10 protein-coding genes are annotated in these 12,199 nt (G+C 55.9%); 8 read left to right on the top strand and 2 right to left on the bottom strand.

The window, feature by feature from the left end; all coding sequences use genetic code 11:
- Positions 1–7: 7 nt before the first annotated feature.
- Entirely contained in the window at positions 8–2,713 is a 2,706-nt protein-coding gene (locus EUU25_RS02285) for a TonB-dependent receptor (RefSeq protein WP_158897920.1), read from the bottom strand.
- A gap of 234 nt (positions 2,714–2,947) precedes the next feature.
- On the opposite strand from EUU25_RS02285, the gene purU reads away from it, so the two are divergent.
- From purU to fdhD, 8 genes are read left to right on the top strand one after another with little or no spacing between them, the layout of a single operon-like run.
- Positions 2,948–3,808 carry a formyltetrahydrofolate deformylase gene (gene purU / locus EUU25_RS02280; protein WP_158897919.1) on the top strand — a complete coding sequence of 287 codons (861 nt, stop codon included), beginning with the start codon at positions 2,948–2,950 and terminating at the stop codon, positions 3,806–3,808.
- Positions 3,809–3,864: 56 nt separating this feature from the next.
- Positions 3,865–4,974: an S-(hydroxymethyl)glutathione dehydrogenase/class III alcohol dehydrogenase gene (locus EUU25_RS02275; RefSeq protein ID WP_158897917.1), complete on the top strand. Its 1,110-nt coding sequence runs from the start codon at positions 3,865–3,867 to the stop codon at positions 4,972–4,974.
- Positions 4,975–5,385, top strand: a complete 411-nt coding sequence (locus tag EUU25_RS02270; RefSeq protein WP_158897915.1) for an NAD(P)H-dependent oxidoreductase subunit E — start codon at positions 4,975–4,977, stop codon at positions 5,383–5,385.
- Entirely contained in the window at positions 5,382–6,824 is a 1,443-nt protein-coding gene (locus EUU25_RS02265) for an NADH-ubiquinone oxidoreductase-F iron-sulfur binding region domain-containing protein (protein WP_246162859.1), read from the top strand. The genes EUU25_RS02270 and EUU25_RS02265 overlap by 4 nt, the downstream gene beginning before the upstream one ends.
- Complete coding sequence (gene mobA, locus EUU25_RS02260; protein WP_158897913.1) at positions 6,821–7,360, top strand: molybdenum cofactor guanylyltransferase; 540 nt, start codon at positions 6,821–6,823, stop codon at positions 7,358–7,360. Before EUU25_RS02265 ends, mobA begins: the two co-directional genes overlap by 4 nt.
- Positions 7,361–7,391: 31 nt before the next feature.
- Positions 7,392–10,250, top strand: a complete 2,859-nt coding sequence (gene fdhF, locus EUU25_RS02255; protein WP_158897911.1) for a formate dehydrogenase subunit alpha — start codon at positions 7,392–7,394, stop codon at positions 10,248–10,250.
- On the top strand, positions 10,247–10,459 hold the full coding sequence (locus EUU25_RS02250; RefSeq protein ID WP_246162857.1) for a formate dehydrogenase subunit delta: 213 nt from the start codon (positions 10,247–10,249) through the stop codon (positions 10,457–10,459). Before fdhF ends, EUU25_RS02250 begins: the two co-directional genes overlap by 4 nt.
- Complete coding sequence (fdhD, locus tag EUU25_RS02245) at positions 10,446–11,249, top strand: formate dehydrogenase accessory sulfurtransferase FdhD (protein ID WP_158897909.1); 804 nt, start codon at positions 10,446–10,448, stop codon at positions 11,247–11,249. Before EUU25_RS02250 ends, fdhD begins: the two co-directional genes overlap by 14 nt.
- On the opposite strand, the gene EUU25_RS02240 is transcribed toward fdhD, so the two are convergent.
- Positions 11,197–12,111 carry a LysR family transcriptional regulator gene (locus EUU25_RS02240; RefSeq protein WP_222848821.1) on the bottom strand — a complete coding sequence of 305 codons (915 nt, stop codon included), beginning with the start codon at positions 12,109–12,111 and terminating at the stop codon, positions 11,197–11,199. The two genes, fdhD and EUU25_RS02240, sit on opposite strands and share 53 nt — an antisense overlap.
- Positions 12,112–12,199: the final 88 nt, after the last annotated feature.

Genomic DNA, 12,199 nt, shown 5'->3' with positions numbered 1-12,199 from the left:
TTTGTCGTTAGATCTTATACGAGAAACGAAGACCAATGGTACGTGGCCGCGATGTGGTGGTCCGAAGCTCACCATCATTTCCGCTCTTGTACAGTTCGGGCCGTTCGTCGGTTAGATTGTCACCGAACACTTCAAGGCGCCATTCATCCTTCGATACGCCGAATGAGGCGGAGAAGGTTGCGTAGGAGTCGAGCTGCTGCGCCGCAGGAATTGGCGCGATGACGTCACCGGGACGCACAAGTACGCCGTTGTAGGTGACCGGGATCGAAGCGACATAACCCAATGTCGGGTTAGATGCTTGATACCGGATGTCGACATTGTCGATCACGTCCGAGATGCTCTTGCCCACATAGTGGAAGCCAACTTGCGCAAATGGTGCGAGACCGGATGCCAATTCTTTTTCCCAGAACAGACGGGCGTTGAACTGGAACTTGGGGCTCAACGCCAACGGTCCGCCAAGAGGACGAAGAACCGTAGTGTTCTTGCGATACTTGGTCAGTTCCGAGTCATTGTATGAGAAGGCGCTGTTAAGCGTCAGCTCGTCCGTTGCGCGCCATGTGATGTCGCCTTCCAGACCGCGTATCCGGGCATCCACCAAGTTGGTGGTGAATGTCTGGTTAGAGATGTTCTGGTCGAACACGGTGATCTGGATGTTGCTCCAGTCAATCTGGTACGCAGCAACATTGACCTGAAGGCTACGGTTCAGCAGCGCAAACTTGCCGCCGATTTCATAGTTCTTCACCTTATCGGGCACGTAGGTACCCAAGCGGACGAAGTCTGCGTTGGTGGGGCAGATCGCACTTGGTACGCGGCACGGACGACGGTTAAAACCACCCGGACGGAAGCCATCCGAATAGGTTGCATAAACCAGCGAACCATCACCGATACGGTAGGTCAGGTTCCCCTTGAACAACACGCCGGTATATTTCGCAGGTGAAGCATCAGCATACAGAACGTTCAGGTTTGCGCTGACGTTGTAGAATGCAGGTGGCGTTGCCGAAGGCGAGTAGGTGCCAGTTGCGGGGTTATATACCCCACGTGCGCCACCGAAGCTGCCGTTCGAGGAACCGTTAATCGATGCCTTTTCATTATAATAGCGCAGACCACCGGTAAGTATCAGCTTTTCAGGAACGATGTCGAAGGAAGCCTCACCATAAGCGGCGAACTGCTTATCCTTACGCTGGATATCGTTGAAAAAGCCGACCTGTACCGGACGAACACTGGTATCATTTGCATTGACCGATGCGTTCGGCGCCCGTCGGTAAATGAAGCCGGCAGCTTCCTGCAGATAAGACCAGTCGGTGTTGTCGAACAGTTTGTTATTATCATAGAACAAACCGAACGTACCGCGGATACGCTTATCGGCAGGCGTGGTGATCCGGAATTCCTGCGTGAAACGCTTGGTCCGGTTGCGGACCTGATAGCTCTTGTTCGGAGCGTAGCAGGTGTTGCCGATGTTACCGTTGTAAGCTGCGGTATAATAAACGCCGCGATCGCACTCATAATAGGGCAGATACAGGCCAATGTTCGAATAACCGGCATAGTCGGCAATCTGTGTAGCACGATGGTTCATATATGAACCCGTGTAGATCAGATCGAGTGCACCCAAGCGGCCATTGATTGTCAGTGTCGACAGGTCGACCTTATCGCGCAACGAGTTTTCGTTGAACTTTGTGACCTGCAGATCGCCTACCGCGGGTTCGAAATCGAACACGCCATCGGTGTCGAGTTCCTGACGGACATGCATCAGGTCCAACGACCAATCATCGGTCACTTTCCAAGTCAGTGCGAGACGACCACCGCGATAGGTCGCGTCGTTATAGTTTTTCTCTACAAATTTGTCGTTGTTGATGACTTGACGTGTTGGTGGTGTGTAAAGGCTGCCTGTGCAGTTTGGAACAGCAGTTGTAGCTGTTGCCTGACAGGACTGGATAGCCCGCATGACAAGAAGCGGGTTGCCGGTCGGAAGCCGCCCAGCAATCCCCACATTTCCGTTGAAGGGCATCTGGAACGTTCCAGCTACGTTATCAATATAGCCGCCCTGACGGTCAGTGTAGAATACCGCCCGAAGCGCCAGCTTATCCTTGACGATCGGGATGTTGATGAATGCATCACCGGCAACGCTCTCATCACCACTTTTGGTGAAAGCATAGCTGGCGTTAAAACCGGCATGGAATTCACTCACATCCGGCTTGTTAGTGATATAGCGGACGGCCCCGCCCATTGCGCTCGCGCCGAACAGCGTGCCTTGCGGCCCTGCCAGGACCTCAACGCGCTGCAGGTCAACGGCATAGAGGTCAAGGTTACGACCAACCAGCGAAGCCGGCGCGTCGTTCACGTAAAGCGCCACGGTCGGCTGGGCGCCCGCAGTACCGGCAATCTGAAGACCCGGAGAGTCCGTCGACAGGCCGCGAATGAAGATCGAAGAAGCACCAGGGCCACGCGAGGCTGAACGCACATTTGGCAGATATTCGATCAGCTTGTCGAATTTGGTGATGTTAAGATCACCCAATGTGTCGCCGCCCAAAGCTGTAATCGCCAGAGGCACCTTATTAGCCGACTCTTCGCGCCGTGTTGCGGTAACGACAATGTCTTGAATGCCACGATCATTCTCTTCGGCCGTTTCCTGTGCAAACGCAGGCGCGGCACCTACGCCGGCACCAAGCGACGCAAGCACAAACGCCGCGGTCGATATCTTCAAATAGGTTTTCAATTTTCTTCCCCTCAACCATCCCCCGACAATGCGGGGTTTACAAATCTCCGCAGGCAGACTGAAACTGGAGTCCCCCTCAAGCAACTGACCAAATTTTCATGATTGGTAAAATAAATTCCTTGATCAATCACATCATCTACATGTTGCGATTAGAAGGGCTAATATATGCGGCGGGATATAGATAGCGCGTAAAGGCGGCGCTAGGCGGTCACCGGATTTGAGAGGGTTTAGACAATGGTGCAATCGGGGGCGGACTTTGTTCTTTTGATAGCTTGCGAAGACCGCAAGGGTATTGTTGCCGCAGTGGCAAATTCCATTGCGAGCCAGGACTGCAATATCATTGAAAGCTCCCAATATGGCGATGCAAGCACCGGCCGCTTTTTCATGCGGGTCGCCATATCCTGCCCGGAAGAGATGACATCTGAGCGCTTTAACTCGGCATTCCTTCCCGTGGCCACCGCATTTCGCCTCGACTGGCGGGTCCATGATTTACGCAAAAAATTGCGGGCGATGATCATGGTTAGCCAAGGCGGGCACTGCTTGAATGATCTGCTGTACCGGACATCGACTAAAAGACTGCCGATGGACGTCACCAGCATCGTCTCCAACCATATGACCTGGAAACGCAGGGCTGACCATGAGGGCATTGAATTCCATCATTTGCCGATCACACCTGAAAACAAGTTGGAACAAGAGGCCAAGTTGCTCGCTATGGTGGAGGAACAGCAGGTCGATCTCATTATACTTGCGCGCTATATGCAGGTGCTGTCCGACCAGTTGTGCCGCAAGCTGGATGGACGCGTCATCAACATTCACCACAGCTTTTTGCCGGGCTTCAAGGGCGCAAAACCCTATCATCGCGCCTATGAGCGCGGCGTCAAAATGGTTGGGGCAACGGCCCATTATGTAACGCCCGATTTGGATGAAGGCCCGATCATTACACAAGACGTCTCAATCGTCGATCATGCCGATACAATCGAAGACCTCATCGCCCAAGGTCAGGATACCGAAAGCCGGGTGTTGGCGCGCGCTGTTAAGCTACACCTCGAACACCGCGTTATGCTCAACGGGAACCGCACAATTGTTTTCAAATAGTTGAATCACGTTTATGCAAATGTGAAATCGCAATATTCGAATTGGAGAAGACCGAAATGAAGACCCGCGCCGCTGTAGCTTTTGAAGCGAAGAAGCCACTGGAGATTGTCGAACTTGATCTCGAAGGCCCGAAGGCGGGTGAAGTTCTGGTAGAAATTATGGCGACGGGCATTTGCCATACCGACGCTTACACGCTCGACGGATTGGACAGTGAAGGCCTCTTTCCCAGCGTTCTGGGCCATGAAGGTGCAGGCATCGTACGCGAAGTTGGTGCGGGCGTCACCAGTGTGAAGCCCGGCGATCACGTTATTCCGCTCTACACCCCCGAATGCGGCAAGTGCAAAACCTGCCTGTCCGGAAAATCGAACCTGTGCACCGCGATCCGCGCAACGCAAGGTAAAGGCCTGATGCCAGATGGCACAACAAGGTTCAGCTATAAAGGTCAGCCGATCTTCCATTATATGGGCTGCTCGACCTTTTCGAACTTCACGGTTTTGCCGGAAATCGCCGTCGCGAAAATCCGTGGCGACGCGCCGTTCCAGACCAGCTGCTACATTGGTTGCGGCGTGACGACGGGCGTCGGCGCTGTCACAAACACCGCAAAGGTGCAACCCGGCGACAATGTCATCGTCTTTGGTCTGGGTGGCATCGGCCTGAACGTGCTGCAAGGCGCGAAGATGGCGGGCGCGAACATGATTGTCGGCGTTGATATTAATCCCGACCGCGAAGAATGGGGCAAGAAATTCGGCATGACGCACTTCGTTAACCCCAAGGATGTCGAAGGCGATATTGTCCAGCATCTGGTGGCGCTGACCGACGGCGGGGCGGAATATACGTTCGACTGCACGGGTAACACGACCGTAATGCGCCAAGCACTCGAAGCATGCCATCGCGGTTGGGGCACCAGCATCATCATCGGCGTCGCCGAGGCAGGCAAAGAAATCAGCACGCGTCCATTCCAGCTGGTGACCGGCCGCAACTGGCGCGGGACTGCCTTTGGTGGGGCGAAAGGCCGTACCGACGTTCCGAAGATCGTCGATCTCTACATGGACGGCACGATCCAGATCGACCCCATGATCACCCATGTTCTGACGCTCGATGAAATCAACAAAGGCTTCGACCTTATGCATGCAGGCGAGAGCATCCGAAGCGTCGTAGTTTATTGAATGATATCGCTTGCCGACATTTTGGCCGAACATGCAGAGCGCGAAGGCCCTTTGCTCCCCATCCTGCATGATGTGCAGAAGGTGTTCGGCCATGTCAGCGAAGAGGCGATGCGGGAAATTGCGCATGCCCTGAATTTGACCCGTGCAGAGGTCTATGGCGTAGTCAGTTTCTATCATGATTTCCGGACAGAGGCCGAGACGCGACCGGTCCTCAAACTTTGTCGCGCGGAAGCGTGCAAGGCGCGAGGCGTGGAAGCGCTGGTTCCGGTCGCCGAGGGCCAGACCCGCGTAAAGGTGGAGCCCATCTATTGTCTGGGGCTATGCTCGGTGGGTCCCGCCGCACTGGTCGGTGAGACCGTACACGCCCGTTTGGATAGCACGCGGCTGACCGCGTTGTTGGCTAGCTTGTGAAAATTCGCATTTCCGATGACGCTCTTGCGATAGCTTGCGGTGCCGACACCGTTGCACAGGCGTTCATGCACGCCGGTGCAGAAGTTGAGCGCGTGTCGAGCTGGGGCATGCATTGGCTCGAACCGCTGGTCGATGTCGAAGGCGTCGGCTACGCGAATGTAACAGCCGATCAGGTTGGTACCATTTTGGCGGGCGAAGCCGAGTCAATCGGTGCGATTGCGGAACATCCGTTCCTCACCGTTCAATCGCGCCTGACTTTCGCGCGGGCTGGCAAGACCCGGCCGACATCGCTCGACGATTATTACGCTAGCGAGGGATGGCTCGGTCTTGCGAAAGCGCGGGCTATTGGCGCGGACGCGACGATTGAAACGGTGTTTGCATCCGGACTACGGGGCCGTGGAGGCGCGGGCTTTCCGGCGGGCATTAAATGGAAGACCGTCGCATCGGCTGAAGCGGATTCGAAGTATATCGTCTGCAACGCCGACGAAGGCGACAGCGCGACATTTGCGGACCGCATGGTGATGGAGGGCGATCCCTTCATGCTGATCGAAGGCATGGCTATCGCTGCGTTGGCGGTGGGCGCTAGCAAGGGATATGTATATATCCGGTCCGAATATCCGCACGCCATCGCCAAAATGGAAGCCGCCATCGCTGCATCGACACATCTGGTGGCACCTTTTGTAGTCGAGGTCCGCGTCGGGGCCGGCGCCTATGTGTGCGGCGAAGAAACATCCTTGCTGAACAGCCTTGAGGGAAAGCGCGGCGAAGTGCGCGCAAAACCTCCCCTTCCCGCGCTGGAAGGGCTTTTCGGCAAGCCGACCGTTGTCAACAATGTGCTGACACTTGCCGCCATTCCATGGATTTTGACGCATGGCGGCGAAGCCTATGCGTCCTATGGCATGGGACGCTCCAAAGGGACGATGCCTGTCCAATTGGCAGGTAATGTCAAATATGGCGGATTGTTCGAGGTCGGATTTGGCATCACATTGGGCGAACTGGTCAACGATATTGGCGGCGGCACCGAAAGCGGACGGCCGGTGCGTTGCGTTCAGGTCGGCGGGCCTTTGGGGGCCTATATTCCCCCTTCCCGTTTCGACCTGCCTTTCGACTATGAAGCCTTTGCCGCCGCCGACGCCTTGATCGGTCATGCCGGAATTACAGTTTTTGACGATACCGTGGACATGGCGCAGATGGCACGGTTTGCCATGGAATTCTGCGCAATAGAAAGCTGCGGCAAATGCACACCCTGCCGTTTGGGCAGCACGCGCGGCGTTGAAACTCTGGACCAAATTATCGCAGGCAAAAATGTCGAAGCGAATTTGGCGCTTCTGGCCGACCTTTCCGAAACGATGAAATTTGGTTCGCTGTGCGCGCTTGGCGGATTTACGCCTTACCCTGTTATGTCGGCCATCACCCATTTTCCGGAAGACTTTCGGTGAAGCGGTTGGGCGCTATCCTTGCCGGGGGGAAATCCACACGCTTTGGAAGCGATAAGGCAGCCGCATTGCTCAATGGCCGCCCCTTGATCGAGCATGTCGCGGAATGCTTGGGCACTCGGGTTGAAGCAATGATCATCTGTGGCCGGGAATGGCCCGGTATCCGGTGCGTTGCCGACCGCCCGGCTACCGATATGGGCCCATTGGGCGGATTGAATGCCGCGCTCCATTTTGCACGGGACAACGGTTTTGACTACGTCCTGACGGCTGGGTGCGACGTCTTGCCACTTCCACTAATTCCGGATCCTGCGGACACGCAATCGGCCTATTTTGTCGAGGGGCATTATCTTTTTGGCCTTTGGCCTGCTTCGCTCGCTCCCGTTCTGGAACGGCATCTGGAACAGCAGTTTAACCACTCAATGCGGCACTGGATTGAAACAATCGGTGCGCAAGCTTTGCCCGCGACCGTTGCCCATGCAAATTTCAATACGCCGGCCGATTTGGAAGAATTTTCGTGCAAATTTGCGGGACAAGGATGATGGCTTTCCCGATTTCGTGTAAGGTGAACCTATGACGTATCAGCCGCAGAAAGATTTCGGTACGCCAGCCAGCGGATCGAGCGATCTTGTGACGTGCACCATTGATGGGCGGCAAGTCACCGTTCCGGCAGGAACAAGCGTGATGCGTGCAGCGGCCGAACAAGGGACGTCGATCCCCAAGCTGTGCGCCACCGACAATATGAAGAGCTTTGGCTCGTGCCGCCTGTGCCTCGTCGAAATCGATGGCCGCAGGGGAACGCCAGCCAGTTGCACAACACCCGTCGAACAGGATATGGTCGTCCACACCCAAACGCCGCATCTGCAAAAGCTGCGCAAAGGCGTGATGGAACTCTATATTTCCGACCACCCGCTTGATTGTCTGACCTGCGCCGCCAACGGCGATTGCGAGTTGCAGGACCAAGCAGGCGCGGTCGGCCTGCGCGATGTGCGTTATGAGGTGCAAAGCACCCATTTGGGTCAGGAAAAGGACCATTCGAACCCCTATTTCGATTTCGATCCCAGCAAATGTATTGCCTGTTCGCGCTGCATACGCGCATGCGACGAGGTTCAGGGAACACTGGCGCTCACCATGGAAGGCCGTGGGTGGGATTCCAAAATTTCTGCCGGTTTGGCGAGCGACAATTTTCTGGGATCCGAATGCGTTTCCTGCGGCGCTTGTGTGCAAGCTTGCCCGACCGCCACGCTTGTCGAGAAAAAAGTCGTCGAGATTGGCACGCCCGAACGCAGTGTGGTCACCACATGCGCCTATTGCGGCGTCGGCTGCACCTTCCGTGCGGAGATGCGCGGCGAACAATTGGTGCGCATGGTGCCCTACAAGGATGGCAAGGCCAACCGCGGACACAGCTGCGTCAAAGGGCGTTTTGCGTGGGGTTACGCCCAGCATCAGGACCGCATCCTGAAACCGATGATCCGCAAATCGATCAACGACGCATGGCGTGAGGTCGAGTGGGATGAGGCATTCGCCTATACAGCTTCCGAACTTAAGCGCATTTCGGACACCTATGGCCGCCATGCCTTGGGCGGAATTACCTCTAGCCGCTGCACCAATGAAGAAACCTTCTTGGTCCAGAAACTTGTCCGCGCCGGGTTCGGAAACAACAATGTCGATACCTGCGCCCGCGTCTGCCATTCGCCTACCGGCTATGGATTAAAGACAACCTTCGGCACCAGCGCAGGCACTCAGGATTTCGACAGCGTTGAGGAATGCGACGTCATCCTCATCATCGGCGCAAATCCGACAGACGGGCATCCCGTGTTCGCCAGCCGCATGAAACGACGGCTGCGGGGACAGGATGGACGTCCGCCTGCAAAGCTGATCGTAATCGACCCGCGCCGCACAGACATTGTGCGGTCTCCGCATATCGAGGCAGATCATCACTTGCCCCTTCGCCCCGGGACAAACGTCGCTGTGCTGACGGCCATGGCGCATGTCATCGTTAGCGAGGGGCTCGCCAATGAGGCCTTTATTAAAGAACGTTGCGATTGGGATGAATATCGCCACTGGGCCGAATTTGTGGCGCAGCCCCGCAACAGCCCAGAAAGCCTGCAACCGGTAACTTTAGTCGATGCCGAAGAATTGCGCGCCGCAGCGCGGCTTTATGCAACCGGCGGCAATGGTGCGATCTATTATGGCTTGGGCGTCACCGAACATTCGCAAGGCAGTTCGACCGTCATGGCCATTGCCAATCTTGCCATGGCAACCGGCAATATCGGACGGCGCGGCGTTGGCGTGAACCCGTTGCGCGGTCAGAATAACGTCCAAGGCGCGTGTGACATGGGCAGCTTCCCGCATGAACTGTCGGGATATCGCCATGTCAGTGATGGTGATGCGCGAAAGCTGTTCGAAAATGATTGGGGCGTAGCGCTTGACCCCGAACCAGGACTGCGCATCCCCAATATGCTCGACGCCGCCGTCGATGGCGTGTTCAAGGCGCTATATGTGCAGGGCGAAGATATTTTGCAGTCAGACCCGAATACAAAACATGTGTCGGCAGGACTTGCGGCCATGGAATGCGTCATCGTGCACGATCTTTTCCTGAATGAGACTGCAAATTACGCACATATATTCCTGCCCGGATCGACCTTCCTGGAAAAGAACGGCACGTTCACAAATGCCGAACGTCGGATCCAACCCGTTCGCAAGGTGATGACACCTCTTAATGGCCTGGAAGATTGGGAGGTCACACAGCGCCTCGCCCAAGCTATGGGGCTCGGCTGGAATTATGCCCATCCGTCCGAAATCATGGACGAGATTGCACGGTTGACCCCAACATTTGCGGGGGTTTCCTTTGCCCGGCTGGACGAAGAAGGATCGCTGCAATGGCCGGTAACCGATGCCGCGCCGGACGGATCGCCGATCATGCATGTCGATGGTTTTGTGCGTGGCAAGGGCAAGTTTGTTGTGACGGATTATGTCCCGACCGATGAAAAAACCGGTCCGCGTTTCCCGCTATTGCTGACGACCGGCCGTATCTTGTCGCATTATAATGTGGGTGCCCAGACGCGGCGGACCGAAAATGTCGCATGGCACCCGGAAGATTTGCTCGAAATACATCCGGTGGATGCCGAAGATCGTGGCATAAAGTCGGGGGATTGGGTCAAACTGGCCAGCCGCGCAGGAGAAACGACGTTGCGCGCGACAGTCACGGACCGTGTCGCGCCGGGGGTCGTTTACACTACCTTCCACCACGCCGTTACACAGGCGAATGTGGTCACAACCGACTTTAGCGACTGGGCCACCAATTGCCCTGAATATAAAGTTACTGCGGTCCAGATCAGCTCGTCCAACGGTCCCACCGATTGGCAGGAGGAATATGAGGCACTTTCCGAACGCGCACGGCGGATAGCGACCGAGGTGCCAGCCGAGTGACAAGCCTTGAACGCCTTGTGTATATGCTCAACCGGATCGCTACTAATCTGGCGACGGACCCGGACCCTGTGACTGCGACGGCTGAGCATATCCACTTGTTCTGGGATCCGCGAATGAAGCAGATGATATTCGAAAGTAACCGCGAAGGTCTTTCTCCTGTCGCGGCGGCTGCGGTGCAGCGTTTAGCGCAAGCACATGCCTCAGCCTGAAAATGGCGCGATCCCGGTCGATTTTGACGTCGTCAAATCGGATGGCAGCGAAAATGCGCAAATCGTTCGGCACACCATAGTCGAAGCGGCAATCGCGATCGAGTATAATGGCATCGGCTATGCCGTCATGATGGCAACGCCTATCGACCTTCATGATTATGCAATAGGATTTAGTCTTTCCGAAGGGCTGATCGACAACCCTGACCAGATTCTAGCGATTGATATACACCAAAGCGAGTTGGGCTTGATTGTTAGGATACAGCTACCCAATGCGAACGCCGAGAAAGTAATCGAGCGCGCAAGGCAACGTGTTTCGGAGAGCAGTTGCGGGCTGTGCGGCATGGATAATCTGCAAGAAGTTATGCGCGCCCTGCCCTTTATAAAAAATTCTCTTGATGTGCCCGACAGCGCCTTATTTACAGCCCTGACTTCGTTGCGCGAGCATCAACGATTGAACGCAGCGACGGGGTCCGCACACGCGGCGGCTTTTTGCGCGCCCGACGGGTCTATACAAATGACCCGGGAAGATGTCGGAAGGCACAATGCGCTCGACAAGCTGATTGGCGCGCTCGCCGCGGCCCAGATTGCGCCCTCGGAGGGATTCATCCTACTGACAGCGCGCTGCAGTTTGGAATTGGTGCAAAAAACAATACTCGCCCAATGCCCGATGCTCGTGACAATTTCGGCGGCGACTGATCTTGCGATCCAAACGGCAGAAAAGAGCGGATTGCGGCTTGTCAGCCTTGCGCGTCCAGACGCGGCTCTGGTCGCAATGCCCCGAACCGGCTGATCAGCCAGCTCCGGATCATCGAAATGGCCGGATCGGCAAGATCATCCGCATGCAGCTTCAGATAATAGCCATAGCCGTCTTCGATAATGGCATCATAGGGCATCACCAACCTACCGTCGGCTATTTCCTGCGCGAACATATCCACGTCGCCCAGGAACACGCCATTGGCGGTCATCGCATATTGGGCTGCCGCAATCGTAGTATCGAACGCGAGGCCACCTTGCGTGGGAACAGCAAGACCACATTGCCGCAGATAGGCCAGCCAAAGCAGGTCGCGAGGTTCGCCATCCAGTTTCAGATGCAATAATTCTTCGCTGCTGAGAAACTGCTCCAGAGTTTGACCCACACTGGATTTGGCGGTTTCGGCAGAGCAAAGCGGGGCCACACGCACCATCCACAACAAGTCTGTAACGCGGTCATCAACATTAGGCCGGTCATAGGCGATGGCCATATCAAAATCCGTCGGCGGCAGTCCCGTGACATGGGCGCTTGAAACATCGAGGCGGATATCCGGATGTTCGGCCCGAAAGTCGCGCAGCATTGGCAAAAACAATTGCTGCAACAGCGATGGGGGAACATGTAATCGCAGCGAACGTCCGGTCATTTCGTCATCGCGGATCGAATTCATTGTCTGCTCAAGCCGGTCCAGACATTTGCTGACGACCGGCAAAAGCTCTTCGCCCGCCGCCGTCAGTGTGAGCCGCGAGGCATCGCGGACAAATAGCTGTTTTCCCAACAATTCTTCGAGGCCACCGACATGTCGGCTCATGGCGCTCTGGGACACGGACAGGGCGGAAGCGCCGCCGGTAAAACTCAAATTTTGTCCTACGGCCTCAAACGCACGAAGGGCATTGAGCGGCAACCAACGGCGGTTGATAGTGCTACGGTTGGAAATGATCTCGACCTTTCAACGTAACGCGACAGAACAGCGTGAGTGGTGCCCGACATTT

Origin of the sequence: Sphingorhabdus lacus, from assembly GCF_009768975.1 — a bacterium.
Lineage (GTDB): Bacteria > Pseudomonadota > Alphaproteobacteria > Sphingomonadales > Sphingomonadaceae > Sphingorhabdus_B > Sphingorhabdus_B lacus.
The sequence above is the reverse complement of the archived record's forward strand: the minus strand, read 5'-3'. Positions and strand labels throughout refer to the sequence as shown.